Origin of the sequence: Micromonospora sp. DT48 (assembly GCF_049844495.1) — a bacterium.
Lineage (GTDB): Bacteria > Actinomycetota > Actinomycetes > Mycobacteriales > Micromonosporaceae > Micromonospora.
The window spans coordinates 364343-388600 of record NZ_JBNCLE010000007.1 but is presented as its reverse complement, the minus strand read 5'-3'; the positions used below and the strand labels follow the sequence as shown (position 1 = coordinate 388600).

Below are 24258 nucleotides of genomic sequence, written 5' to 3'. Positions count from 1 at the left end.
AACCCTCCCACAACGTGGCTAAGGTGACAGCGTGCGCCTGGCCACGTTCAACCTCCTGCACGGCCGATCCCTCACCGACGGCCTGGTCGACCCGGCCCGGCTCACCGCCGCGGTGGGCGCCCTCGACGCCGACATCCTCGCCCTTCAAGAAGTCGACCGCGACCAGTCCCGCAGCGGCAACCTCGACCAGACCGCCATCGCCGCCCAAGCCCTCGACGCACCCGAACACCGATTCGCCGCCGCCGTCGTCGGCACCCCCGGCGAAGTGTTCCGCCCCCTCACCCACGACGACGACGGCCACGGCGAACCCTGCTACGGCGTCGGACTGATCTCCCGCCACCCGGTCACCAGCTGGCAGGTCACCCGACTACACCCCGCCCCGGTACGCTCCCCGGTCTACGTGCCCGGCCCCGGCGGCGGCCTCATCCTGCTCCGCGACGAACCCCGCGTCGTCCTCGCCGCCGTCCTGAACACCCCCCACGGCCAGGTGACCGTCGCCGCCACCCACCTGTCCTTCGTCGCCGGCTGGAACGTCCGCCAACTCCGCCAGGTCATCCGCGCCCTACGCGCCCTGCCCGCCCCACGCATCCTGCTCGGCGACCTCAACCTGCCCGCCTGGGCCACCCGGGCCGTCTCCGGCTGGCACCCACTGGCCCGCCGACCGACCTACCCGGCAGCCCAACCCCGCGTCCAACTCGACCACATCCTCGCCGACCGACACGGCCTCGCCGCACTGCCCGCCGTCACCGCCGTCGCCACCCCACCGTCGACCATCTCCGACCACCGGCCCCTGGTCATCGACCTCGGCTAGACCGGGCAGCCCGCAACGCGTTGCGGAACAACATCGCCACCGTCACCGGCCCCACCCCACCGACCCTCGGCGTGACCGCCCCCGCCACCCGCGCCACCGACTCGTCCACATCCGGCAACAACCGCCGCCCCGCGTACCGCACCCCACCACCGATCACCACCGCGCCCGGCCGCACATGCTCCGGCCGTACGATGCCCGGCACCCCGGCCGCCGCCACCAGGATCTCCGCCCGACGCGTGTAACGCGGCCAATCCGCCACCCCGGTGTGCACCACCGTCACCGCCGCATTGGCCGTCGCCCGCTTCTGCGCCAGCAACATCGCCAACGGCCGCCCCAACGTCGCCCCACGCCCCAGGATCACCACCTCACGGCCGGCCACCGGCACCCCGTGGTAGGCCAACAACTCCTCGATCGCCGCCGGAGTGCACGGCAGCGGCCCCGGCAACCCCAACGCCAGCCGCCCCATGTTCACCGGATGCATCCCGTCCACATCCGAATCCGGATCGATGGTCTGCAACGCCCGGTCATAGTCCAGACCAGCGGGGACCGGATACTGCAACAACACCCCGTGCACCCCCGGATCGGTGTTGAAGTCGGCCAGCACCGCGTGCACGTCAGCCTGCGACGCCGACACCGGCAACCGCACGTGCGGCGACGCGAAACCCAGCTCCGCCGCCTGCCGCTGCTTGATCCGGATGTAGCCGGCACTGGCCTCGTCGTCACCCACCAGCACCGTCGCCAACGTCGGAGTCACCCCGACCGCCCGCAACTCGGCCACACCCTCGGCCACCTCGGCCAGAATCGCCTCCGCCACCGGGACACCCGGCAACAACCGGGCACTCGTCATCGTCGACATGGCTCACCTCGCCCGTGGCGGGCCCAGGCGGACGACCCTCCACGACGAAGCTTCCCGATGGTCGATCCCATCCCCGATGCCGCCAGTCGCGTCACGGACAGCCTGCCACACCGCCGCCCGGCAAGCGACACACCAGAAACCCGCGCCCGCTCAATTCCGTGCCGACAGCAGCCCGGCCAACGCCCGGTACGTACGGTTGGCCCGCACCGCCTCCCGCTGCTGCCCCGACGTCACCTCGATGTACGTCTGCGACGACGCCAACGACGCGTGCCCCAACAGCCGCATGATCTCCGCCGCCCCGGCGCCGTCCTCGGCCAACCGAGTCGCGAACGTGTGCCGCAGCGCGTGCAGCCGCGCCCCACGCGGCACCCGGTCAGCGATCCCGGCCCGCCGATAACAGGACTCCACCAGATACTGCAGACCACCCCGGCGCAGCGGCTCACCGCGACGATCCACCAGCAGCGGCGACACCGGCCGCACCGTACGCGAACCGAACCGGCGGGCCCGACTGTCCAGATAGCTCGCCAGCACCGCGTCCAGATCCGGCTCGACCGGCAACACCCGGGGACGCCCACCCTTACCGGTCACCTCCAGCCGCCGCTCACCGGGCCGACCACCCAGCGACCCGACCCGCAACGCCAACAACTCCGACAGGCGCAACCCCGCGCACAGCGCCAACGCCAACACCGCGACGTCCCGCTCCGGCCACGGATCCCGCTGCCGACCCTCGGCTCGCGCGGCCGAGGCGAGCAGGTGCTCCGGGGTGTCCTCGCCCCGCAACGGCTTGGGCGTCGGCAGGGGAGTGCGGGGACGCCCCACCGCCGGCATCGGATTGCCGGGCACCACCTGCTCGGCGACCAGGAACGAGAAGAAACCGTTCCAGGTGGACCAGGCCCGACCGACGGAGCTGGCCGCCCTACCGGCGGCGAACCGGGCGAACGCCGCCCGCATCAGCCTGGGGGACAGGGCGGTGACCGGCAGGTCGGCGAGGGACAGGGGAGGGGAGGACAGCTCGGCGGCGAGCGCGGCGAGCGCGGTCAGGTCCCGCCGGTAGGCCGCCTGGGTGTGCGGGGAGGGCTTGCGGGTCGCCCGGGCGGTCAGGAACTCCTCGATCAGGACGGCCACCGAACCGTCCTTTTTGTCATGCATAAGGGATATTATGCATGAATTTCGCGTTCGATGCCCGGTGGGAGGGGAGCGGTTCGGCGACTCGTTCGAGAGCACTGGCCCGGAGGCGGTGCTCGCCGAGCGTGCACCGCTCGGCTGGTCGTCACCGGCGCGCAGACCGGCGCACGCATCCGGACGACCCCGCACGGCGCGTTCGTCCATGGCTACGACGCCACTGGTCGGTGACGCACGGAAGGCCTGATCGCCAACGGTGCGCCGCCGACCCGGGTCATCGCCCACGCCGACCGGGAACTTCCAGAGCGCGCCCGGCCGTGCCGGGACGGTTGACACCAGCGAGGTCACCGACCGCCCGCGAGCGGGTCCCCGAGCGGTCGGGGCAGGGCTCAATCCGGTTAACTTGACATAATGCACATTATCGAATCTTCGTGATCCCGGCTGGAAGTCCTGGTCGAGCTGGTGCTGTCGGGCTGGTGCTGTCGGCACTTACGCGAGCCGTGGGCCGCTTTGGACCTGTCTCCCCACGCCCGCAACGGGCGGTGGATCGAGCCGCCCACGCGCAGAACTCCGTGCGCGGTCGGGTCGGCGGAGGTGCCCGATCCGCCGTGCGTACATCATGATGAACGACGCCGATCCTCTGACCTCAGGAGCCGTCGCATGGCTGAGACCTGTCTACGGCGGTGGCGGCAATCTACGGCGGTGGCGGCATTTGCCAGGACGAGATGCGTGCCAGCAGGCAGGGAACTGACCGGTGGGCAAGATCGATAAAAAGCGGAAACTATTCGGCGAATGCGTGGAAGAGTACTACCGCTTCTTGTTGAGTGAACCGGGATTCACTGGCCCGGAAGTGACGGAGGACGCGATCTTCTTCCACTCCCCTGGGTTGTCCGTCGAAATCCTGCAGGGCAGACACTTCAAAGAGGTGAACACGATGGTATGCGGCACCGTGGCGGGGCTGAGCCTCCGCGCACGGGTCACCTGCCTGTATGTGAGCAGCGGAGTCGGGCCGGCGCAGGACGTGTCGACCGGAGCGCTGACCAATCATGCCTTGCAGAAATCTCTCCGCTCCCAGGCCGAGGCATTACGGCGGGTGCTTCCGTACCTCACCGGAAGCAGCAGGGACGAGATGCTGCGCGACTGTCACGGGAATCTTCTACCTCAGCGGTAAGTGCGCCGTCTCAGCAACAAACCCCGATTCTGTTGGCTGCGGAGGTTCTGCACAGCACTGCGTGCTCTCGGCTTGGTCTAGCCGCAGCAGCCACCGGTCGCCTCCACCGGGGTCGGTTCGCAGCAGCTGTCGGTGGTGCCGGTGGGGTTGCTGCTGCAGACCCCGGTGGCGGGCAGGTCGAGCTGGACGTCGCGGGCGGCCTCCCAGTCTCCGGCGAGGGCGGCGACGACGGAGCGGACCTGCTCGTACCCGGTGGCCATCAGGAAGGTCGGTGCGCGGCCGTAGCTCTTCATGCCGACGGCGTAGTAGCCGACCTCCGGGTGGGCGAGTTCGTCGACGCCGTGTGGTGGCACGGTGCCGCAGGAGTGCTTGTTCGGATCGATCAGCGGTGCGAGGGCGCGGGTGGCGCCCAGGATCGGATCGAGGTCCAGTCGCAGCTCGGTGGTGATCGAGTGGTCGGGGCGGAATCCGGTGGCGGCGACGACCCGGTCCACCACGATCGACTCCTCCCCGCCGTCGACGTGCCGGACGAGGACGGCGATCTTGCCGTGCGCCGGGTGGAGCGCGTGCACGGAGAAGCCGGTGAGCAGGCGGATCCGACCGGCGTCCACGTGCTCGCGGAGTCGGGTGCCGAGCGCGCCACGGGCGGGTAGGGCGTCGGCGTCGCCGCCGCCGTAGGTGCGGGTCGGGCTGGCCGAGCGGATCGCCCAGGTCACCTTGGTGTCCGGTGCCGTGGTGGCCAGCTCGGTCAGGGCGAGCAGGGTGTTCGCGGCCGAGTGGCCGGCGCCCACGACCAGGGTGTGTTGGTCGGCGAACCGGTCGCGGTCGGTGTCGAGCACGTCCGGTAGGGCGTGGTCGAGGTGCGCGCCGAGGTCCTTCTCCCCTCGTGCGGGCAGGCCGCAGGCGCCGAGGACGTTGGGGGTGCCCCAGGTGCCGGAGGCGTCGATGACGGCTCGGGCGAGCAGGTCTTCGCCGTCGGTGAGGCGGATCAGGAACGGTGTGTGCTCGCGGCCGGCGGTGCGGAGCCGGTCCATGCCGAGGCGGCTGATGGCCGTGACCCGGGCGCCGTAGCGCAGGTGGGGTTTGAGCTGCGGCAGTTCCGCGAGGGGCTGGAGGTAGTCGGTGGCCAGTTGCGTGCCGGTGGGCAGGGTGTCCTCGGCGGGGATGATCCAGCCGGCGTCGTCGAGTAGTCGGCGTGCGGCGGGGTCGATGTTGTAGCGCCATGGTGAGAACAGGCGTACGTGTCCCCACTGTCGTACGGCCGCGCCGGCGGTGTGCCCGGCTTCCAGGACGAGGAAGGGCAGCCCACGTTCGTGTAGGTGGGCGGCGGCGGCCAGGCCGACCGGACCTGCGCCGATCACCACGATGGGCGACGTTTCGGGGGTGCTCATCGAAAACTCCTCTGTCTTGATGTGTATCGAATCAGAGGCTTGCACATTGTTTAGAGGGGCGTCAACCTAGAGGCATGTCGAATCAAGAGGTGCCTTTCGGCGCCGCCGCGCCGTGCTGTCCCCCGCTGGTTCAGCGCCGGGTCTCGGGCGAGACGGCTGCGGCGCTCGCTCCTGCGTTCAAGGCCCTCGGTGATCCGGTGCGGCTGCGCCTGATGTCGATGATCGCTTCCGCCGAGGGTGGGGAGGTGTGCGTGTGTGATCTGACGCCGGAGTTCGACCTGACCGGGCCGACGATCTCGCATCACCTCAAGACGCTGCGCGAGGCGGGTCTGGTGGATGCGCAACGGCGGGGCACCTGGGTCTACTACCGGGCGCGCCGGGAGGTCCTGCGTCAGCTCGCCGGCTTGCTGTCGGTGGAGTCGGTTCCCGTCTCGCGGGTCTGACGCCGTGCGGTGTCGACCACTCCCCTCCCCTCGGCCGTCGCTGCGGCGGCCGCCGAGGGACCGGGAGCGGGCGCTTCGATCGCGTACCGGCTGGTCAAGATCGTGACACCGTAGGATCGGGTCATGCCCGATCAGCAGCCGGTTCCGCGGTTCCGTCAGCGTGCGGCGAAGATGAGTGAGCTGGTGGCGCGGCAGATCCTGGCGGACATCGTCGAGCAGGGCTTGTCGGCGGGCGCGGCCCTGCCGACCGAGGCGCAGATGGTGCAGGGGTACGGGGTCAGTCGCGGCACGTTGCGGGAGGCGTTGCGCATCCTGGAGACCAGCGGTCTGGTGCGGGTACGGCCGGGTCGTGGTGGTGGGCCGGTGGTGGGGTCGGTGGACCCGCACACGTTCGGTCGGACGATGGCGTTGTTCATGCAGATGGGGCGGACCAGGTTCGGTGAGCTGGTCGAGGCGCGCGTGATCATGGAGCCGTTGATGGCCCGGTTGGCGGCCGAGCGGCGCGACGCGGGGCGGCTGCGGGAGTTGGCGGAGTCGATGCGGGAGCACCGCAGCCTGGAGGAACGTGACGAGGCCAGTTATCTGGCGGTGATGCAGCGGTTCCACGGGGTGCTGGCGGGGTTGTCGGGCAACGGGGTGTTGGACCTGTTCGGGCGGGCGTTGAAGGAGATCTACACCGAGCGGGTGGTGGCCGCGGAGCGGCGGCCGGAACGGTGGGAGGAGGTGCGGCGGGAGCATGAGGCGGTGGCGGCGGCGATCGTGGCCGGTGACGGGGCTGAGGCGGAACGGTTGATGCGGGAGCACATGGTGGCGTTGGCGGCTCATCTGGAGCGGGACTACGCCGGTGTGCAGGACGAGGTGGTGGGTTGGTGGTGAGCCCCGGTCAGGACAGGGCGCTGGAGAGTACGGCGCGCACCGGGGTGTGGTCGCGGTCGACGCGCCAGGTGGTGTCCTGATCGCGCCAGTCGGTGCCGAGGGGGGTGACGGCGGGCATGACCTCGCGGGCGAACAGGGTGAGGTGGTCGCGTACCTCGTTGCTGGTCATGTCACCGGCGTGGTTCATCAGGATGAGGTGTCCGGCGCCGGTGTGTTCGTAGAGGCGGCGGATCTGTGCGGTGACCTGGTCGGGGGTGCCGACGAGCAGGATGCCCGCGTCGATGAGGTCCTCGTAGCTCATGCGGCGTACGGCGCCGAGTCGGCCCTGGAGGGCGGCGACGGCGGAGGCGGGTGGGAAGTAGCCGGGTGGGCTGGCCGCGCCGAGGCGGAGTCGGCCGGGCTTGAGGTAGTACATGAGTTTGCGGCCGATGTCGCGGGCCTGTTGTTCGGTGGGTGCGACGTGGCACAGGGCCATGTAGGCGAACCGGTCGGGTCCGGGTTCGGGGTGTCCGGCGGCGGTGGCGGTGCGGCGGTAGAGCCGGAACGAGGTGGCGGTGTCGTCGTAGGTGCCGAGCAGGTTGCACAGGGTGTAGCCGTGTCGGGCGGTCCATTCGACCAGGCGGGTGGAGGTGCCGCTGATCCAGATGGGTGGGTGGGGCCGCTGGTAGGGGCGTGGCCAGACGCTGACGTAGCGGTAGTGGTAGTGGGTGCCTTCCCAGGAGAAGACGTCGTCGCGGGTCCAGGCCTGGGTGATGAGGTCGTGTGCCTCGATGAACATGTCCATGTTGTGGACGGGGTTCTGGTTGGAGGGGAAGGTCTCCCCCTGGACTCCTCGGACGAAGCCGCAGTCGATGCGTCCGCCGCTGACGGCGTCGAGGTAGGCGATCTCCTCGGCGACGCGGATGGGGCTTTCCCGGTGCGGTAGTGGGGTGCCGAGGACGAGTACCCGGCCGCGGCGGGTGCGGTGCACCACGGAGGCGGCGCTGAGGGTGGCGGAGACCTGGAGGGTGGAGGCGGACTGGTGGTGTTCGTTGACCATCAGGTCGAAGCCGAGTTCGTCGGCGAGTTCGTACTCGTCGAGGTAGCGCTGGTAGAGCTGGTGGCCGAGGACCGGGTCGTAGTAGCGGTTGGGCATGAAGTATTTGAGTCCCCGGTGGGCGTGTTCGGCCTCGGGGGGCACGAAGGGGTACGGCATCTCGGTGAAGTGGTAGAGCCTCATCGGGTCTCTCCCTTCAGGAAGGACCGGACCAGCCGGTGGAATTCGTCGGGGCGTTCCAGGTAGGGGTAGTGCCCGGTGTGTGGCAGTTCGACGTAGCGGGCGGCCGGGAGCAGGTCGGCCAGGGCGGCGCTGTGTCGGGGTGGGACGAGGCGGTTGTGGCTGCCGGCGATGACGAGGGTGGGGATGGTGATGAGGTGGAGCCATCGGCGCAGGCGGGGGTCGTGCAGGAAGGGTTTCCAGGCGTATCGGGCCAGGGCGGCCCGGTCGGCGAAGGCGCGTTCGTAGTCGCTGTCGGGCAGGCCGGCGGGGTAGCCGGGCATCCGTAGGTCGTGGCAGGTGGTGGGGTCGGCCCAGCCGAGTTCGACGATTTCGGTGGGGTCGAGGAGCAGGATGTCGGCGAAGTCGGGTTCGGTGGGGCCGGAGAGTTTGACGCCGTACGGGGAGACGAGGGTCAGGGTGGTGAAGCGGTGGGGTGCGCGTACCGCCATCTCCAGGGCGATCCAGCCGCCGAAGCCGGCTCCGGCGAGGTGGCGTGGGGTGTCGTCGGTGGTGGTGAGGTAGTGCTGGGCGAGGTCGCCGACGCTGTCCCATGCGGTGGCGGCTTCGTCGAGGTCGGTGCCGAAGCCGGGGTGGCGGGGCACGTCGACGTGGAGGTCGTGGGCGAGTGGGCGCAGCGCGCCGACGGGTCCGGGTAGGACGTCGGCGTCGTGGAGGAACAGCAGGCTGTTCATGGTGTGGTCCGGGTGGTGAGGAAGGTGAGCAGCAGGTCGGTGAGGGTGTCGGGTTGGTCGAGGTTGGGGGCGTGTCGGGCGTTCATGCGGTGGCTGTGGATGTGGGGTGCGAGGTCGTCGAAGTGGTGGCTCCAGCCGGGTTGGAGCAGGTCGTCGCGGGTGCCTTCGACGACGTGTACGGGGATCGGGCTGTGGCGGAGCGGGGCGGGCCAGGTGTCGTCGCTGGTGGGGGCGGCCATGGTGGGGTGGCGTAGCCGGGCCGCCAGGCAGGCGGTGACGTGGCCGGGTTTGCGGGTGTTGGCGTAGCGGGCGCGGATGGTGTCGTCGAGGCCGGGATAGTCGTCGACCATGGTGGTGACGAGGCGGCGCATGTCTTCTTCGGTGCCGTCGTAGCGGCCGAGTTCGGTGATGCCTTTCTCGGTGCGCCATGGGCCGCCGGTGCCGCAGATGCTCACGACGGTGCGGGCGGGCAGAGCGGGGGTGGTGGTCGCCACGGCTCGTAGCAGCAGTGATCCGCCGAAGGACTGGCCGATGAAGTGTGCGGTGTCGACGCCGACGGCTGCGCAGAACGCGGCGAGGTGGGTGGTGCGGAAGGCGTACGGGGATCGGTCGAGGTAGACGGCCTTGTCGGTGTCGCCGTAGCCGAGCAGGTCGGGGGCGAGGACCCGGTGGTGTCGGGCGAGCAGCGGCATGACGTGTGCCCAGCTGCTGATGGCGTCGCCGCCGAAGGCGCCGTCGTGGACGAGGACGATGGTGCCTCGGGGGGTGTCGGGTGGGGTGCTTTCCCAGTAGCGGGTGGTGAAGCCGCCGGCGTTGACGGTGTGTGGGCGTGGGTCCATGTCCGGGCTGCCTCCTGGGTGGGGGGCGTCAGTGGTCGTGGGGGTGGAAGGTGCCGTAGCGGCCGTTGAGGTAGAGCAGGGGTGGCGCGTCTGGTTGGGCGCGGGCGTGGAGGACCTCGCCGCAGAGGATCCAGTGGTCTCCGCCGGGGTGTACGGCGGTGGTGCGGCATTCGAGGACGGCGGTGGTGCCGGTGGCGAGGGTGGGTACGCGGGTGTGGCCGGGTACGACGGCGGCGGCGAGGTCGTCGAGGTGTCGGTTGCGGCCGGCGAAGGCTCGTGCCCATCCGGCGCGGTCGGCGGCGAGGTAGTTGATGCTGAAGTGGCCGGCCTTCTGGGCCAGTGGTGCGAGGTTGGTCTTGTGGTCGACGGCGAGCATGGCCATGGGTGGGCTGCCGGACAGTGAGGTGGCGGAGGTGCAGGTGAGGCCGGTGATGCCGGCTGGTCCGCCGGGTACGAGCAGGACCGCCACGGCGGCGGGGACCTGTCGGTAGGCGGCGCGGAAGCGGGCGGTTTCGACCAGGCGGTCGGTGCCGGTGTGGGTCATCGGGGTGTCCCGGTCAGCCAGAGGTGGTGGACGTCGGTGCGGGTGGCGAGTCGGTCGGCTGCTGGTTGGCCGCCGACGACGATGGCGGTGGCGATCCAGTCGGCGCTGGTGCCGGTGCGGGCCAGGACGGTGGCCTGGGTGATGTCGGAGGTGGCGGGGTGTCCGGTGCGGGGGTCGATGAGGTGGTGGCAGTCGGTGCCCCAGCGTCGTTTGCCGGTGCCGCTGGTGGCGACGCCGCCGTCGCGTACCAGCAGGGTGTGGCCGTCGGGTAGGCCGATGGGCCAGCCGTCGCCGTGGGGGCCGGGGCCGCGGCAGGCCACGTCTCCCCCGATGCTGGCGGCGGAGTTGGGTCCGAGCCAGGTGGTCACGTCGTCGGCCCAGCGTCCTTTGGCGAGGGCACCGAGGTCGATGTGGTGTCCGGGGGCGAGTCGGGCGGCGTGCGGGCGCAGCCGCAGCACGGTGTGCAGTGGTGGCACCGGTGCCGGTGGGGCGGTCGTCGGTGGGGTGGGTGGGGTGCCGGTGGCCCAGGAGTGGGTGTAGCCGGCGGCGCGTAGCCGGGGCAGGACCGCCACGTTGACCAGGTCGTCGCTGGCGGTGGCCACGTCGAGGGCGTGGCGGAGCAGGGCGTGCAGGTCGGTGGAGATGTCGTGCCAGCGGCCGGCGGCGGCGTTGAGGCGGGACAGTTCGCTGTCGGGGCGGAAGCGGGAGAAGCGTCGGTCCAGGTCGGCCAGTCGGCGTTCCACCTCGGCGAACGGTGTGCGGGGTGGTCCGTGGCTGGCGAGGGTCACCTCGCAGGTGAAGACCTGGCAGGTGTGGCGGTGCAGGGTGGCGGCGACGGTCATGGGTACCTCCCTTCACCACCAGCACTAACATGCTAAACATTATCATGTTTAGCGGTGGGAGGGCGCCGCCTGGCTGGTCAGCCGTCCACGGCGGCCCGGTCGAGGATCTCCCGGGCGCTGCGCGCGACCGCCGCGTCGATGAACCGGCCGTCGCCGGTGACCGCCACGCCGGAACCGTGCCGTTCGGCGTCGGCCAGCCGGTCGACGACGTCGCGGGCGGCGGCCACCTCCTCGTCGGTCGGCGCGAACACCCGGTTGACCACCGGCACCTGGGCGGGGTGGATCGCGGTGCGGCCTCGGAAGCCCTGCCGCAGCAACAGGCGGCTGGTCTGCTCCAGCCGGTCCGGGTCGCGCAGGGTCGTCTCGGTCGGGCCGACCGGTGGGGCGAGACCGGCGGCGGCCGCGGCGAGCACCACACGGGATCGCAGCGGCCACAGTTCGGCCTTGTCCGGTCCGGGTTGCAGGCGCAGTTCGGCGGCCAGGTCGGCCTCGCCCAGGCCGAGGCGCACCACCCGGCCGGCGGCGGCCACGGCGTCGGCGCGCCACACCCCGCCGGCGGTTTCCAGCAGGGCGAACACCACCAGCGCACCGGCCGGTAGCCGGTGGGCGCGTTCGGCGTCGCCGAGCAGGCGGTCCACCCGCGCCAGCAGGTCGACGTCGGCCTTGGGTACCACCACGCCGGTCAGGTGCGCGCCGGCCACCGCGGTGATGTCGACGTCCGGGGTGTCGGCGTTGACGCGTACCCACCATTGGCAGCCGGTGGGCGCGTCGGCGAGGAACGTGGCGACGGTGTCCCGGGCGGCGGGCTTGTTCGCCGCCGCGACCGCGTCCTCCAGGTCGAGGATGCAGGCGTCGGCGCCGCGGCTCGCCGCCCGGGCAAGTTTGTCCGGCTGGTCCCCCGGCACGTAGAGGTAGCTGCGGGCGGCCGTGACGGAGGCGGTCACGGGCGCGTCGGGCGGGACAGGTACCGGCCGCGTGGCTGGCCGACGACGGTGCCGTCGCGCAGGATCTGCTCGCCGCGCAGGAACGTGTCGGTGACCCGGGCGGTCAGCTCCATGCCCTCGAACGGCGTGTACTCCTGGGTCGAGAGCGAATCGTCGGCGCGTACCGTCCAGGTGTGGTCGTCCTCGACCAGGCAGAAGTCGGCGTCCAGGCCCTCGGCGATGGCGCCCTTGGTGGCCAGGCCGAAGCGGCGGGCCGGTGCCCACGAGGTCAGCTCGGCGACCCGGGCGTAGGACAGGCCACGTTTGGCGCCCTCGCTGATCAGGCCGGGCAGCAGGTACTCGGCGCCGCCGAAGCCGGACTTGGCGACGAAGATGTCGTCGGCGGGGTCGCCGAACTTGACCTCGGCGCGGCAGCAGGCGTGGTCGCTGACGACCCAGTCGAGTTGGCCGTCGAGCAGGTGGGCCCAGAGCGCCTCGACGTCCTCGCGGGGGCGCAACGGCGGGTTGACCTTGCCGCCGAGGCCGTAGGCGGTGTCGATGTCGGCCAGCAGGTGGCCGATGGTGACCTCGCGGCGGAAGTCGACGTGCGGGAACGCCCGGGCCATGCGGATCGCCGCGTCGACGGCCTTGGCCGAGGACAGGTGCAGCAGGTTGATGGTGGGCAGGCCGGTCTCGTGCGCCAGGTAGGCGGCGATGCTGACCGCCAGCCCTTCGGAGTGTGGTGGGCGGGAGGCGCTGTAGGCGGCCAGGCCGGTCAGCGAGCCGTCCTGTTCGACCATCCGGGTGTACGCAGACATGATCTCCGCGGTCTCGCAGTGCAGCGACAGGGAGATCTGGTCGGCCAGTTCGGGGAACTGTTCGCGGGCGGCCTGCACGCCGCGCATGACGAACTCGAAGTGCGCGTAGTCGTAGCGGGCGTCGGGCGGGATCATCAGGAAGGAGCTCTGGTCGCTGGAGCGTCCGTGCAGGCCGTGGCCACCGTAGAACATGAAGATCTTGAACGAGGTGATGCCGTGTTCGCGGACCAGGTCGGGGATCTCGTCGATGTGCTCGGTGGTCATCGGCGCCACGTGGAAGGCGTAGTCGACGTAGGAGCTCTGGTCGGTGGCGGCAAGTACCTCGGGGAAGAACTCGCCGTAGGGTCCGCCCCGGTTGAGGTAGTACTGGCCGGTGCGGATGTAGTTGATGGCGGAGGTGACACCGCCCTGCGCGCAGGCGCGGCTCTCGGTGCTGGTGTCCTCGGCGAGCGGGTGGTAGATGCCCCAGTGCTGGTGGGCGTCGACGACGCCGGGGAAGGCGAGCTTGCCGCCGCCGTCGACGACGGTGGTCGCGTCGGTGGCGGGGATGTTCGGGGCGAGCCGGGCCACCCGGCCGTCGCGTACGCCGATGTCCAGCGTCGACGGCTCCGCCTGGTCGTGTCGCACCACGCGGACGTTGCGCACTACGAGATCGAAGGGTTGCATGATGGGCTCCTGAGGTCGGCGGGCGACGGGTCGTGGGCGGGTCAGTCGGTGGCGGTCCGCAGTCGGGTCAACGGGCGCATCAGGTCGGCCACGTCGGTGACGTCGGCGAGGCCGAGGACCGCGGCGACCGTCTCGTCGGCGGTGTGCGGGTCGAGGCGACCGGCGACGTTGTCGCGGAACTTCATCGCCAGTTCCGCGTCGGACAGGGGTCGTTGCGGGCCACCACGGTTGGTCAGGACCTCTTCGCGCCACGTCCGGCCGTCGTCGGTGCGTACCGACACCACGGCCGGGAACTGGTAGGGGAAGATCTTGTTGCACTCGTCGTCGGGGACCACGTCCACCCGGGCCATCAGGGCCCGGCGTGCCGGGTCGCGGGCCAACTCGTCGGTGAAGTCGCCCAGGCCGAGGCCCAGTCCACCGCCGCCGAGCAGCCCGGCGACCACCGCGTACGGGCCGCTGAACTGGGCCTGGTAGCCGGTTTCCGGGGTGCGTTTGGTGTCGATGGGCTGTCCGATGGTGCGGATCACCGCGGCGGGTACCCGCAGTTCGATGTGGTCGATCCGGTCGACCGGCACGCCCTGCGCGCGCAGCGCCAGACCGGCGTCGATGGCGGCGTGGGTGAAGTGGTTGGCCGGGTACGGCTTGAAGAAGATGTCCGGCACCGTCCACCGTCGACCGAGGCCGTCGGTGACCTGGTCGTGGTCGGCCTCGCCGCGCAGGAAGGCGGTGAAGAAGCCGAACCGGCCCTCCAGCACGGTCGGTGGCCCGGTGAAGCCGCGCCGCACCAGGTCGGCGGCGGTGACGGCGCTGTGCGCGGCCCAGCCGCAGTGCAGCCGTTTGACGGTGCCGCCGGTGCGGTTGGCCTCGATCACCCCGGCGGCCATCGAGGCGGTCACGCCGAGCACGTCGCGCAGGCCGTCGGCGTCCAGGCCGGTCAGCATCCCGGCGGCCACGGCGGCGCCCATCGCCCCGCAGATGGAGGTGGCGTGCTGGCCGTGTTCGAAGAACACCGAGTTGTTCAGCGTCGGGTCGTAGCCGGCCATGCCCAGCCGGACGGTGACCTCGATGCCGACCGCGACGGCGGTGGTGAGCGCGACGCCGTCGGCGCCGGCGGCCTGCGCGGCGGCCAGGGCGGCCGGCACCACCGCGGCGCTGGGGTGCAGCACCGAGGGCAGGTGGGTGTCGTCGTAGTCGAGGGAGTGGGCCAGCACGCCGTTGCCGAACGCGGCCTGCGCCGCGGGCACCGCGTCGGGCAGCCCGACGACGTAAGCCTGGGCGCGTCCACCCTGGTCGGCGACGTGGGCCAGGGCCGCCTGGCTGGTCGGTAGCCGGTGCGCGGCGACGCACAGGCCGAGGATGTCCAGGACCCGCTGGCGCACGCTGGTGGCGACCGGGTCGGGCAGGGCCTCGGTGCGGGCGTGGTCGGCGAACGCGGCGAGCTGTTCGGCGAGGGTCGGTTCACTCATCGACGACCACCGCCAGCGGGCGTACCGGCGAGCCGGTGGCCCCGAAGATGGCCAGCGGTGAGAGCACGAACAGGAACTCGTGCACTGCGGCGGCGGCCAGTTCCTCCAGCGCCATCGTCTCGATGATGTAGACGCCGCGTTCGACCAGCAGCACCCGGTGTGCGGGCAGGACGCTGTGTCCGGCGCCGGGACGCAGGCACTCGAAGGCGATGGTGTCCGCCCCGGCGGCGTGGACCCGCTGGTCGGCCAGCCAGGTGGCGCCGGCCTCACCGACGCCGGGTACGCCGGTGTGGTGCCCGACGAAGCGGGTGCGGTCCGGGTCGTCGAAGTGGCGTCCCCAGCCGCTGCGGATCAGCGCCACGTCGCCCGGGTTCAGCGGGGTGCCCTGCCGGTCGACGGTGCGGGTCAGGTCCTGCGGGGTGATCTCGTAGCCCGCCGGGCAGCCGTCGGGGGTGCCGAGGGCGGCCGGCACGTCGAGCAGCACTCCACGGCGCACCATCGGGGCGATGGTGTGGGCGCCCAGTTCGGTGAAGCGTCCACCGCGTCCGGCGGCGGCGGCGTCGGAGCCGTCGTGGAGGCGACCGTCGTGGGAGACGTGGGAGAAGGCGTCGATGTGGGTGCCGACGTGGGTGCCCATGGTGATGATGTCGTTGGCGGCGGAGCCGCCGTCGGCGCGGACCGCGTCGCCGTGCCGACGCGGCAGGGCGTGCCAGAACGGCGGATGGTTCGGCGACTGGGGCATGCCGATGCTCAGCCGGCGACCCAGGTCGTACACCCGGGTTCCGGCGGAGAGGGCGGCCAGCAGCGTCTGCGTCCGGCTCGTCGGGCTGGTGGTGGTGTTCATGGTGGTCACGGCATTCCTTACCTTTGGTGGTGCGGGCCGTCAGGCCACGATCTCCCGGGAGCGCAGGTCGGCGACGGTGGTGGGGGTGCAGCCGAGTTCGTTGACGAGGAGATCGTCGGTGTCGGCGCCGAGGGCCCGGCCGGTGAAGCGGATCCGACCGGGGTTCTCGGACATCCGCCACAGGACGTTGTGCATCAGGACCCGACCGAGGTCGGGGTCGGGGACGTCGACGAGCATCTCGGCGGCGCGGACGTGTTCGTCGGTGACGATGTCGCGGGCGTCGTAGACGGGGGCGACGGCGGCGCCGGCGGCGTCGAAGGCCCGGATGACCTCCTCGCGGGTGCGTTCGGCGATCCACCCGCCGACGTAGGAGTCGAGCAGGTCGGCGTGTTCGGCACGCTCGCGTCCGGAGGCGAACCACGGTTCGTCGACGACCTCGGGATGTCCGACGAGACGCAGCACCCGTTCGGCGATGGACTGGGCGCTGGTGGAGATGGCCACCCAGGAGCCGTCGCGGGTGCGGTAGGTGTTGCGGGGGGCGTTGTTGGTGGAACGGTTGCCGTGGCGGTGGCCGATCACGCCGAGCTGGTCGTAGACGGTGGGTCCGGGACCGACCGCCATCATGATCGGTTCGAGCAGGCTGAGGTCGACGACCTGTCCCTTGCCGCCGTTCTTCTCGCGGGCCCACAGCGCGACCATGGTGGCCGAGGAGGCGGCGATGCCGCAGATGCTGTCGGCCAGGCCGAACGCCGGCAGGGTCGGAGGGCCGTTCTCGTCGCCGGTGAGGTGGGCGAAGCCGCTCATCGCCTCGGCGAGGGTGCCGAAGCCGGGCCGGTGCGCGTAGGGGCCCTGTTGGCCGAAGCCGGAGATGCGGACGATCACCAGCGCCGGGTTGATCTCCAGGAGCTTGTCGGGGCCGATCCCCCACCGTTCCAGGGTGCCGGGGCGGAAGTTCTCCACCAGCACGTCGGCGGTGGCGGCCAGACGGCACAGCAGGTCGGCGCCTTCCGGTGTGGACAGCTTGAGACCGAGCGTGCGCTTGTTGCGGGAGATCTCCTTCCACCACAGCGGTACGCCGTCCTTGGCGTGGCCGTGTCCGCGCATGCTGTCCCCGGCGACGGGGTGTTCGACCTTGATGACGTCGGCACCGAAGTCGCCGAGGATCTGGCAGCACAGCGGGCCGGCCAGGATCGTCGAGGCGTCGATGACGCGCAGGCCGGTCAGCGGTCCGTCGTGCACGGGAGCCCCCATTCATTTCGTTCGCATCATGCGAACGGTGTTTCGCTCAGCAGAATAGTTTGTTCTCTGGTGCGAGGTCAACGCAGGTACGCAGACCGTCACCTGCCCATCCGCGCGGCCCGTCGACCGCGCAGCACCAGCGCGGCGGCCACCGAGGCCACCACCGCCACGAGCGCGCCGGTCCGCGCGGAGAAGGCGTCACCCAGCCAGCCGTGCAGGATCGCCGCCGCCGGACGGATGCCCAGGAAACACATCGACCACAGCGCCATCACCCGGCCCCGCACCGCGTCGGCCAGGCCCTGCTGCATGGTGGCGTTGACGTCGCTGACCGCCAGCAGGTAACCCGCCCCGCCGACGGCGATGCCCACCGTGGCCACCACCGGCCCCGGACTGGCCGCCAACACCGCCATCCCGACGCCGAGCGCGGCCACCCCGACCGCGCCGGTACGACCACTGCCCATCAGCCGCCGCAACCTGCCGACCCAACCGGCGACCAACGCCGACCCGAGCCCGAAACAGGTGATGAAGATGCCCACCATCAGCTCACCGCCGCCGAAACCCTCGGCGAACAACGGCGACAGGGTGTTGATCGGCTCCATCGCCAACCCGATCAGCGCCACCGCCACCAGACAGCGCACCAGCACCGGACGGTGCCGGACGTAGGCGACGCCGCCGAGCACCCCCAGTCGGCCCCGCCGACCGTCCGCGGGCCGGGTGCGGGGCAGCCGCACACCCGCCAACGCCAGCGCGAACACCAGGAAACTGGCGGCGTTGACGGCGAACGCGGCACCGGCGCCGGCCACCGCGTACGTGGCCGCCCCGGCCACCGGACCGATCGCGCGGGACAGGTTGAACGTCAGCGAGTGCAACGCGATGGCCTGCGGCACGTCGGCGCGTCCGACGATGTTCGGCACCAACGCCTGGGCCGCCGGACCGGTGACCGCCTGACCCACACCGGACAGTCCCACGAACGTCAGCAGCAGCGGCGCGTTGAGCGTGTCCAGCAACGCCAGGACCGCGAGCACCGCGGCGGCGGTCCCACCCACCGTCTGCCCGACGATGATCAGCAACCGTCGGTCGACCCGGTCGGCCACCGCCCCGATCACCGGAGCCAGCACCAACTGCATCGCGAACTGCAACGCGGTGACCAGCCCCACCATGAAGGCGGAGCGGGTCAACGCGAAGATGGTCAGGATCGCCGCGACGTTCTGGAACCAGGTGCCGGTGTTGGAGGCCAGCGACCCGAAGAAGTACGGGCCGAAACGGCGGTCCCGCAGCAACGCGAGCGCACCGCGACCGGCCTCCTCGACCGGCGTGTCGGGCGGGCGGTCAGCCTGCCGCACCCGCACCACCCAGGCCGTACCCCTGCGGCGTGCCGGCGGCCAGCGACGTCCACACCGACTTCGGACGCAGGTACAGGCGGGCCGCCTCGGTGCCGTTCTCCCGCCCGTACCCGGACAGACCCACCCCACCGAAGGGCACCAGATCCGACAACACCCGGTACGTGTTGATCCACACCGTGCCGGCGCGTACCTGCCCGGCGAAACGGTGTGCCCGGGCGATGTCGGCGGTCCACACCCCGGCGGCGAGCCCGAAGTCGGTGTCGTCGGCCAGCCGCAGCGCCTCGGCGTCGTCGCGGAACGACGACACCGCCAACACCGGGCCGAAGACCTCCTCCCGCAGCAGCCGCGCCTGCGCGTCCAACCGGTCGAACACCGTCGGCGGCACGTAGAAGCCGTCCCGCAGCCGCTCGTCGTCCGGCAGGGCGGCCTGCGCGACCAGCCGACCGGCGTCCCGGGACTCGGCGATGAACTGCGCCGTCTTGTCCCGCTGCGCCGAGGTGATCTGCGGACCCAGGTCGGTGTCCTGGTCGAACGGGTCACCCACACGCAACCGGCGTACCCGCTCCGCCACCCGGTCCAGGACCTCGTCGTAGACCGACTCGTGCACCACCAGCCGGGAACCGGCGATGCACATCTGGCCGCAGGAGGCGAAGACACCCAGCACCACCGCGTCGACCGCCCGGTCCAGGTCGGCGTCGCCGAAGACGACCTGCGGCGACTTGCCCCCCAACTCCAGGGCGACCGGGGTCAGGTGCTCCGCCGCCGCGCGGGCGATCGCCTTGCCGGTGTCGTGGTGACCGGTGAACACGATCAGGTCCACGTCCGGATGCGACACCAGCGCCGCGCCGGTCTCCCGGCCGCCCGGCAACACCCGCACCAGATCCTCGGGTACGCCCGCGGCGGCCAGCAGCCCGGCCAGCCGCAGCGCGGTCAGCGGGGTCTCCTCCGCCGGCTTGAGCAGGCAGGCGTTGCCGAAGGCGAGCGCCGGAGCGATCTTCTTGGCGGCGAAGAAGAACGGCACGTTCCACGGGATGACCCCGGCCACCACACCGTGCGGCTCCGGCACCGTGTAGGTGTGGTAGTCGGCGCTGACCGGGATCGTCTCACCGCGTACCTGCTCGGCCCAGCCGGCGTAGTAGCGGAAGCTGCCGGCCGCCCGACGCACCTCCCGCCGGGTGTCGCTGAGGATCTTGCCGGTGTTGCGGGTCTCGATCTCGGCCAGTTCCTCCACGGCGGCCTCGATGAGGTCGGCGACCGCGTGCAGGATCCGGCCGCGTTCACCGCCGGTGCGGCGGGCCCAGGCCGGTTGGGCGGAGCGCGCCGCGCGGACCGCGGCGTGCACCTCCTCCGGCGTGGCCGGTGCCACCCGGGCCAACACCCGGGCGTCGATCGGGGAGACGACCTCAGCCATCACTCGTCCCTTCGTCGGTGGCCGGGGTGCGCGCCCGGCGGCCCGGGTCCATCGACCCGGTGAGGTGTTCGGGCACCCAGACGTCCAGCACGGCCGGTACCCGGTCGCGCTGGACCGCGGTGCGGGCCCGGTCCAGGGCGGCGGACAGGTCGGCGGCGCGTACCACCCGCTCGCCGTAGCAGCCCTGCGCGCGGGCGTGCGCGGCGAAGTCCGGCGACGGGGTGAGGTGGCCGCCGATCACCGTGGGCTCGGCGACGGCCAGCCCGTCCGGATAGTGCGCCGCCAGGGTGGTGGTGCCGGTGCGGTAGCCACCGTTGTTCACCACGACGGTGACCACCGGCGCGTCGTGCTGCTGCTGCAACCACAGGCACGAGTCCGGTGAGCCGAACAGGTAGGAGCCGTCGCCGGTCACCGCGACCGCGTGCGCGCCACCGGCGGCCATACTGGCGCCGGTGGCCGCCGCGACCGACCAGCCGAGGCTGGAGCCACCCTTCTCGAACAGGGTGCCCGGCTTCGTGCGACGCACCGCCGTGGTGTCGAACACCTCCCAGGTGAGCAGATCGTCGGGGTGCAGGTGCGCGTCCAGCGCCGCCGCGATCAGCGCGGGGGTGGGCACACCGCCGGCCGGTGCCGGGCCGGCGGTGTGCCGTCTGTCGCCGACCCCCGGTGGCCGCTGCCGACGCTGCCGGACCGCGTCGGCGTCACCGGAGCCGACCTCGCCCAGCAGCGCCTCCAGGAACATCGCCGGGTCGGCGGTGGTGCGGGCGTCGGCCCGCAACTCGTACAGCGGGACCCGGCTCTCGATCGGGTCGGGGCCGACCCAGCCGATCCACGCCTCGTCGCTCGGCTTCTCCACGGCCGGCATCCACGGCACCGGATGGTCGAGCACGACGACGACGTCGTACTGGTCCAGCGGCGCCGTGGCGTGCCACGGGTTGTCGTCGGGCAGGTTCACCCGGTAGCGGGAGGCGCGTACCTCCACGCCCAGGGTGTCGGCGAGTTCGGCGAGCAGCTGCACCGCGCGGGGGTTCACGCCGACCCGGTCGGTGACCACGACCGGTCGCCGGGCGGTCCGCAGGCGGCGGGCCACCTCGCTGACCACGCCCGGGTCACCCGGGCCGAGGGTCGGCACCCCGAGCGCCTGCGCGCTGGGCACCCGGTCGCGGCCGGGCACCGGGTGACGACCCACCTCCTCGGGCATCGCCAGGTAGACGGGGCCACACCGGGGGGCCAGGGCGACCTGCAGGCCGCGCGCCACGACCAGACCGGCGTCGTCGAGCGCGGACAGCTTGTAGTCCCACTTGACGTACTGGCGCACGATCGCGCCCTGGTCCCAGCGTTGCTGTTTCCAGAACACCGGTGAGGTGCGCGACTGCTCACGGGTCGGCGGATACCCCGACATGATCATGATGGGGTGGTCGCCCCACATCGCGTTGTGGATCGCGCCGCCGTGGTGCAGCAGTCCGAGGTCGGCGTGGGCGGCGGTCATGGACGGTCCACCCGAGACCATGGTCTCGCCCATCGCCGCGGTCAACGCGACGTGCTCGTGTGGGCAGGTGACGATCTCCGGGGTCGGCTCGCCCTTGTGCCGGGCCTGGGCGTTGGCCTCCTGGAAGGAGGTCAGCTCGGAGCCGCTGGTGAACCAGAGCCGCCGTACGCCGCTGGCCGAGGCCGCCGCCAGGATCGCGGCGGCCCCACCCACGGCGGCCGGGTCGGCCGTCACAGCTCCCTCGCGCGGGCGAGGTAGTCCGGGTAGATCAGCTTCTCGATCGGCGCGGCGGAGTTGACCAGCTTGGCCTTGACCAGGCTCTCCTGACCGGACAGCCAGGTCTGCTCGTTCATCTGCAGGGCGTTCTCCGGGCCGGCGGCGAGCCAGCTCTCCACCAGCAGCGGCAGCTCGGCACGAGCCTGCTCCGGGTCCGCCTCCGGGTTGTACTTACGCAGGTCGTCGATGACCTGACCCCAGTTCTCCTCCTTGCTGGCGTAGTCGATGGCCTTGAGCACCCCGGCGAGGAAGCGCACCGGCATGTCACTGTCCGACTCGACCATCTTGAGGCTGGTGTTGTACGAGTCCGAGGGCATCGGGGCGTACTCGTCGGTGCTGAAGAAGACGACCTCGCCGATCTCCTTCTGGATGGTGGCCCGGTCGGTGTTCACGCAGACCCAGGCGTCGACCTCGCCCCGGCGCGCCAACTCGTACGCGGCGGTGCCGACGCCGGTGACCGGCCGCTTCACCGACTTGGGGTCGATGCCCGCGTTGATCAGCATGACGTCGAGCAGGTTCTCGGTGGCGCCGCCGGTGGAGACGATGCCGCAGGTGCGTCCGGCGAGCTGGGCCGGGTTACGGATCGGGTCGTCGGGCAGCGACACCACCTCGAACTGCGACTTCTGCCGCACGCTGGCGATGCTGACGAACGGGGCGTCCTCGTTGGCCACCGCGATGATCGCGTTGATGCCGTTGGCGCGGGTGAGGTCGGCCGAGCCGCCGAGCACCGCCTGGATGGCGGTGGCGGTGCCCTGCCCGCCCTTGATGTCGAGGTTGAGGCCGTGCTCGGCGAAGAAGCCGCGCTCCTTGGCGACCATCGTCTCCACGAAGCTCAACGTCATGCCGGAGGCGGTCATGTACGAGCCGGAGAGGCTGCCGTCGGCGTTGACCTGGTCGTCGTCGCTGCCGCAGCCGCTGAGCATCAGGGTCATGCCGCCGGCGCTGGGCAGCAGCAGACCCGCGGTGGCACCGAGCCGGAGCAGTGAGCGCCGGGAGACCGGCGCGCCGTTGGAGGGGTTACGTGTCACGGAAGACTCCCGGGGGTGAGTAACGGACGGATGAGGGCAAGGAGGGGTCCGCCAGTGCCGCGACGCGGCACCGACCAGGTCGTGTGTGGGGTTGTGGCAGGGGGGCCGGGCCGCCCGTCAGGGTCGGCGGCGCGGCTGCACGGATTCGTGCCAGGGGATCAGCAACCGGCGGGCGCCGGTGACGATGCTGTAGAGGGTGAACCCGAACAACGCCATGATGAGGATGGCGCCGAACAGCTTGTCGACCTGGAGGTTGTTCTGCAGGTTGACCGCGTAGCGGCCGAGGCCCTGGTCGCCGCCGAGGTACTCACCGACGATCGCGCCGATGGTCGCCTGGACGACCGCCAGTTCCATGCCGGCGAGGATGAACGGCATCGTGTACGGCAGGTCGGCCCGCCAGAACCGTTCCCACCGGGACGCCTTGAGCGTCGTCATCAGGTCGTGCATGGAGCCCGGCACCGAGCGGACGCCGAACGAGGTGTTGATCAGCAGGGGGAAGAAGGCCAGCAGCGCGGCGATGACCACCTTGGACGAGGGGCCGAAGCCGAGCCAGAGGATGAACAGCGGTACCAGGGCGACCTTCGGCACCACCTGGGTGCCGACGATGAACGGTCGGACGATCCGGTCGAACAGCGGCGACTTGCCGATCATCAGACCGAGCCCGACGCCCAGCACGATCGCCAGCGCCAGACCCATCATGACCTCGTAGAAGGTCGTCCAGATGTGGGTCTGCCAGACGAACGGGTCGGTGATCTGCGCGGCGAACGCCTTGAACACCGCCTCCGGTGGCGGCAGCACGAACCGGGACAGATCGGTGACCTCGACGTAGATCTTCCACGCCACGAGGAACAACGCGATCAGCAGAGGGCTGGTGTAGAAGGACAGCCAGCGGTTGTTGCGGAGTCGCTGCGACCAGGTCGGTGGCGGGGGCCGCAGCAGCTCGTCGGTGGATGGTGTCGACGCCGGGCGGCGCTCTTTAGTGGCAGTCACTGTGCGGCACCTCGAGGTACGGTCAGGCCGAGACGGCGGATCGGTTGTCGGTGTCCTGCACCGCGCCGATCTGGCGACGCAGCTCGGCGGCGAGATGGCGGAACTCGGCGGACTCGGTCATGTCGACGGTGCGCGGCCGGGGCAGCGTCACCTCGGTGATGGAGTGGATGTGGCCGGGCTTGGTCCCCAGCATCACGATGCGGTCGGCGAGGAAGACCGCCTCGGAGACGGAGTGGGTCACGAAGACGACCGTCTTGCGGTTCTCCAGCCAGATGCGTTGCAGCTCGGCGTTCATCATGTCGCGGGTCTGCGCGTCGAGCGCGCCGAACGGTTCGTCCATGAGCAACACCTGCGGGTCGTGCGCCAACGCCCGGGCGATGGAGACCCGCTGACGCATACCGCCGGACAGTTGGTGCGGGTACTTGCCCTCGGTCTCCGGCAGGCCGACCAGTTCGAGCATCTCGCGGACCCGCTCGGTGCGTTCCCGGCGGGGTACGCCGGCCATCTCCAGCGGCAGGGCCACGTTGGCGGCGGTGGACCGCCAGGGCATCAGGGTGGCCTCCTGGAAGACGAACCCCAGGGGGCGGTCGCCGTTGTTGCCGTGGTCCAGGCTCACCCGACCGACGGTGGGGCTCTCCAGCTGGCCGATGATGCGCAGCAGGGTGGTCTTTCCGCAGCCGGAGGGTCCGAGCAGCACGACGAACTCACCGTCGGCGATGTCGAGCGAGACATCGCTCAGCGCGAGCATCGACTGCCCGCCGGCGCCGGCGAAGACCTTGCTGACGCCCTCCACTTTGATCGCACTCATGGGCTACCCCTGTCACCGACCGGCCCGCGTTAACCGCGAGATTGTTCGCTTGTGCAGTACGCCGTTCTGTTGGTGCGAACGTAAGCTATGGTCTCCGGCAAGGTCAATGGCC

General features: G+C 71.2%; 23 protein-coding genes and 1 riboswitch. Of the genes, 4 read left to right on the top strand and 19 right to left on the bottom strand.

All coding sequences use genetic code 11. The features are described 5' to 3' along the window. The first annotated feature begins 31 nt into the window (after nucleotides 1-31). A complete protein-coding gene (locus ACLQ2S_RS09830; RefSeq protein ID WP_309222939.1) occupies nucleotides 32-811 on the top strand; it encodes an endonuclease/exonuclease/phosphatase family protein in 780 nt (259 codons plus the stop codon). Here the strand turns inward: ACLQ2S_RS09830 and ACLQ2S_RS09825 are convergent. Together ACLQ2S_RS09825 and ACLQ2S_RS09820 are read right to left on the bottom strand one after the other, a co-directional pair. Next, a complete protein-coding gene (locus ACLQ2S_RS09825) occupies nucleotides 795-1658 on the bottom strand; it encodes a bifunctional 5,10-methylenetetrahydrofolate dehydrogenase/5,10-methenyltetrahydrofolate cyclohydrolase (protein ID WP_155216816.1) in 864 nt (287 codons plus the stop codon). The genes ACLQ2S_RS09830 and ACLQ2S_RS09825 overlap by 17 nt on opposite strands. A 23-nt stretch (nucleotides 1659-1681) precedes the next feature. Continuing rightward, nucleotides 1682-1767, bottom strand: a riboswitch (ZMP/ZTP riboswitch). Between the two features lie 50 nt (nucleotides 1768-1817). Beyond that, nucleotides 1818-2816 (bottom strand): tyrosine-type recombinase/integrase, encoded by a 999-nt coding sequence (locus tag ACLQ2S_RS09820; RefSeq protein WP_425701552.1) that lies wholly within the window; start codon nucleotides 2814-2816, stop codon nucleotides 1818-1820. A gap of 727 nt (nucleotides 2817-3543) precedes the next feature. Between ACLQ2S_RS09820 and ACLQ2S_RS09815 the strand changes: the two genes are divergently transcribed. Further along, nucleotides 3544-3960, top strand: a complete 417-nt coding sequence (locus ACLQ2S_RS09815; protein WP_155216247.1) for a hypothetical protein — start codon at nucleotides 3544-3546, stop codon at nucleotides 3958-3960. 77 nt (nucleotides 3961-4037) lie between these two features. Here the strand turns inward: ACLQ2S_RS09815 and ACLQ2S_RS09810 are convergent, their stop codons facing one another. Further along, a complete protein-coding gene (locus tag ACLQ2S_RS09810; RefSeq protein WP_425701551.1) occupies nucleotides 4038-5351 on the bottom strand; it encodes an FAD-dependent oxidoreductase in 1314 nt (437 codons plus the stop codon). 74 nt (nucleotides 5352-5425) lie between these two features. Between ACLQ2S_RS09810 and ACLQ2S_RS09805 the strand changes: the two genes are divergently transcribed. Beyond that, on the top strand, nucleotides 5426-5794 hold the full coding sequence (locus ACLQ2S_RS09805; protein ID WP_425701550.1) for an ArsR/SmtB family transcription factor: 369 nt from the start codon (nucleotides 5426-5428) through the stop codon (nucleotides 5792-5794). Nucleotides 5795-5917: 123 nt separating this feature from the next. Beyond that, nucleotides 5918-6670 (top strand): FadR/GntR family transcriptional regulator, encoded by a 753-nt coding sequence (locus ACLQ2S_RS09800; protein ID WP_425701549.1) that lies wholly within the window; start codon nucleotides 5918-5920, stop codon nucleotides 6668-6670. 7 nt (nucleotides 6671-6677) lie between these two features. Here the strand turns inward: ACLQ2S_RS09800 and ACLQ2S_RS09795 are convergent, their stop codons facing one another. From ACLQ2S_RS09795 to ACLQ2S_RS09720, 16 genes are all read right to left on the bottom strand, one after another. Beyond that, the gene (locus tag ACLQ2S_RS09795; protein WP_155216255.1) at nucleotides 6678-7889 is read right to left on the bottom strand and encodes an LLM class flavin-dependent oxidoreductase; all 1212 of its coding nucleotides are present in this window, start codon (nucleotides 7887-7889) and stop codon (nucleotides 6678-6680) included. Continuing rightward, nucleotides 7886-8620: an alpha/beta fold hydrolase gene (locus ACLQ2S_RS09790; RefSeq protein WP_155216257.1), complete on the bottom strand. Its 735-nt coding sequence runs from the start codon at nucleotides 8618-8620 to the stop codon at nucleotides 7886-7888. The genes ACLQ2S_RS09795 and ACLQ2S_RS09790 overlap by 4 nt, the downstream gene beginning before the upstream one ends. Next, on the bottom strand, nucleotides 8617-9459 hold the full coding sequence (locus tag ACLQ2S_RS09785; RefSeq protein WP_425701548.1) for an alpha/beta fold hydrolase: 843 nt from the start codon (nucleotides 9457-9459) through the stop codon (nucleotides 8617-8619). The genes ACLQ2S_RS09790 and ACLQ2S_RS09785 overlap by 4 nt, the downstream gene beginning before the upstream one ends. Nucleotides 9460-9487: 28 nt before the next feature. Next, a complete protein-coding gene (locus ACLQ2S_RS09780; RefSeq protein ID WP_155216261.1) occupies nucleotides 9488-10003 on the bottom strand; it encodes a flavin reductase family protein in 516 nt (171 codons plus the stop codon). Next, entirely contained in the window at nucleotides 10000-10845 is an 846-nt protein-coding gene (locus tag ACLQ2S_RS09775) for an FAD:protein FMN transferase (protein ID WP_155216264.1), read from the bottom strand. Before ACLQ2S_RS09775 ends, ACLQ2S_RS09780 begins: the two co-directional genes overlap by 4 nt. Before the next feature lie 77 nt (nucleotides 10846-10922). Continuing rightward, complete coding sequence (locus ACLQ2S_RS09770; RefSeq protein ID WP_309222941.1) at nucleotides 10923-11789, bottom strand: HpcH/HpaI aldolase/citrate lyase family protein; 867 nt, start codon at nucleotides 11787-11789, stop codon at nucleotides 10923-10925. Then, entirely contained in the window at nucleotides 11786-13252 is a 1467-nt protein-coding gene (locus ACLQ2S_RS09765; protein WP_155216266.1) for a dihydroorotase, read from the bottom strand. Before ACLQ2S_RS09765 ends, ACLQ2S_RS09770 begins: the two co-directional genes overlap by 4 nt. Nucleotides 13253-13293: 41 nt before the next feature. Continuing rightward, entirely contained in the window at nucleotides 13294-14718 is a 1425-nt protein-coding gene (locus ACLQ2S_RS09760) for an MmgE/PrpD family protein (RefSeq protein ID WP_425701547.1), read from the bottom strand. Further along, nucleotides 14711-15562, bottom strand: coding sequence for a cyclase family protein (locus tag ACLQ2S_RS09755; protein WP_155216818.1), 852 nt, complete (start codon nucleotides 15560-15562; stop codon nucleotides 14711-14713). The genes ACLQ2S_RS09760 and ACLQ2S_RS09755 overlap by 8 nt, the downstream gene beginning before the upstream one ends. A gap of 39 nt (nucleotides 15563-15601) precedes the next feature. Continuing rightward, on the bottom strand, nucleotides 15602-16813 hold the full coding sequence (locus ACLQ2S_RS09750) for a CaiB/BaiF CoA transferase family protein (RefSeq protein WP_155216271.1): 1212 nt from the start codon (nucleotides 16811-16813) through the stop codon (nucleotides 15602-15604). Between the two features lie 86 nt (nucleotides 16814-16899). After that, nucleotides 16900-18144 carry an MFS transporter gene (locus ACLQ2S_RS09745; RefSeq protein WP_155216273.1) on the bottom strand — a complete coding sequence of 415 codons (1245 nt, stop codon included), beginning with the start codon at nucleotides 18142-18144 and terminating at the stop codon, nucleotides 16900-16902. Further along, nucleotides 18131-19555 carry an aldehyde dehydrogenase family protein gene (locus tag ACLQ2S_RS09740; protein ID WP_155216275.1) on the bottom strand — a complete coding sequence of 475 codons (1425 nt, stop codon included), beginning with the start codon at nucleotides 19553-19555 and terminating at the stop codon, nucleotides 18131-18133. Before ACLQ2S_RS09740 ends, ACLQ2S_RS09745 begins: the two co-directional genes overlap by 14 nt. Next, nucleotides 19548-21278, bottom strand: a complete 1731-nt coding sequence (locus ACLQ2S_RS09735) for a thiamine pyrophosphate-dependent enzyme (protein ID WP_155216277.1) — start codon at nucleotides 21276-21278, stop codon at nucleotides 19548-19550. Before ACLQ2S_RS09735 ends, ACLQ2S_RS09740 begins: the two co-directional genes overlap by 8 nt. After that, a complete protein-coding gene (locus ACLQ2S_RS09730; protein ID WP_155216279.1) occupies nucleotides 21275-22348 on the bottom strand; it encodes an ABC transporter substrate-binding protein in 1074 nt (357 codons plus the stop codon). Before ACLQ2S_RS09730 ends, ACLQ2S_RS09735 begins: the two co-directional genes overlap by 4 nt. Nucleotides 22349-22465: 117 nt before the next feature. Beyond that, nucleotides 22466-23338 carry an ABC transporter permease gene (locus ACLQ2S_RS09725; RefSeq protein WP_309222942.1) on the bottom strand — a complete coding sequence of 291 codons (873 nt, stop codon included), beginning with the start codon at nucleotides 23336-23338 and terminating at the stop codon, nucleotides 22466-22468. A 22-nt stretch (nucleotides 23339-23360) separates the two neighbouring features. Continuing rightward, nucleotides 23361-24146 (bottom strand): ABC transporter ATP-binding protein, encoded by a 786-nt coding sequence (locus tag ACLQ2S_RS09720; RefSeq protein WP_155216281.1) that lies wholly within the window; start codon nucleotides 24144-24146, stop codon nucleotides 23361-23363. Nucleotides 24147-24258: the final 112 nt, after the last annotated feature.

What these genes read in the sequence shown, in the direction of transcription:
- ACLQ2S_RS09760 (WP_425701547.1), bottom strand. Translation starts at nt 14,718, where the DNA reads ATGAGTGAACCGACCCTCGCCGAACAGCTCGCCGCGTTCGCCGACCAC.
- ACLQ2S_RS09750 (WP_155216271.1), bottom strand. Translation starts at nt 16,813, where the DNA reads ATGGGGGCTCCCGTGCACGACGGACCGCTGACCGGCCTGCGCGTCATC.
- ACLQ2S_RS09820 (WP_425701552.1), bottom strand. Translation starts at nt 2,816, where the DNA reads ATGCATGACAAAAAGGACGGTTCGGTGGCCGTCCTGATCGAGGAGTTC.
- ACLQ2S_RS09790 (WP_155216257.1), bottom strand. Translation starts at nt 8,620, where the DNA reads ATGAACAGCCTGCTGTTCCTCCACGACGCCGACGTCCTACCCGGACCC.
- ACLQ2S_RS09755 (WP_155216818.1), bottom strand. Translation starts at nt 15,562, where the DNA reads ATGAACACCACCACCAGCCCGACGAGCCGGACGCAGACGCTGCTGGCC.
- ACLQ2S_RS09775 (WP_155216264.1), bottom strand. Translation starts at nt 10,845, where the DNA reads ATGACCGTCGCCGCCACCCTGCACCGCCACACCTGCCAGGTCTTCACC.
- ACLQ2S_RS09780 (WP_155216261.1), bottom strand. Translation starts at nt 10,003, where the DNA reads ATGACCCACACCGGCACCGACCGCCTGGTCGAAACCGCCCGCTTCCGC.
- ACLQ2S_RS09740 (WP_155216275.1), bottom strand. Translation starts at nt 19,555, where the DNA reads ATGGCTGAGGTCGTCTCCCCGATCGACGCCCGGGTGTTGGCCCGGGTG.
- ACLQ2S_RS09785 (WP_425701548.1), bottom strand. Translation starts at nt 9,459, where the DNA reads ATGGACCCACGCCCACACACCGTCAACGCCGGCGGCTTCACCACCCGC.
- ACLQ2S_RS09765 (WP_155216266.1), bottom strand. Translation starts at nt 13,252, where the DNA reads ATGCAACCCTTCGATCTCGTAGTGCGCAACGTCCGCGTGGTGCGACAC.
- ACLQ2S_RS09795 (WP_155216255.1), bottom strand. Translation starts at nt 7,889, where the DNA reads ATGAGGCTCTACCACTTCACCGAGATGCCGTACCCCTTCGTGCCCCCC.
- ACLQ2S_RS09720 (WP_155216281.1), bottom strand. Translation starts at nt 24,146, where the DNA reads ATGAGTGCGATCAAAGTGGAGGGCGTCAGCAAGGTCTTCGCCGGCGCC.
- ACLQ2S_RS09810 (WP_425701551.1), bottom strand. Translation starts at nt 5,351, where the DNA reads ATGAGCACCCCCGAAACGTCGCCCATCGTGGTGATCGGCGCAGGTCCG.
- ACLQ2S_RS09805 (WP_425701550.1), top strand. Translation starts at nt 5,426, where the DNA reads ATGTCGAATCAAGAGGTGCCTTTCGGCGCCGCCGCGCCGTGCTGTCCC.
- ACLQ2S_RS09825 (WP_155216816.1), bottom strand. Translation starts at nt 1,658, where the DNA reads ATGACGAGTGCCCGGTTGTTGCCGGGTGTCCCGGTGGCGGAGGCGATT.
- ACLQ2S_RS09800 (WP_425701549.1), top strand. Translation starts at nt 5,918, where the DNA reads ATGCCCGATCAGCAGCCGGTTCCGCGGTTCCGTCAGCGTGCGGCGAAG.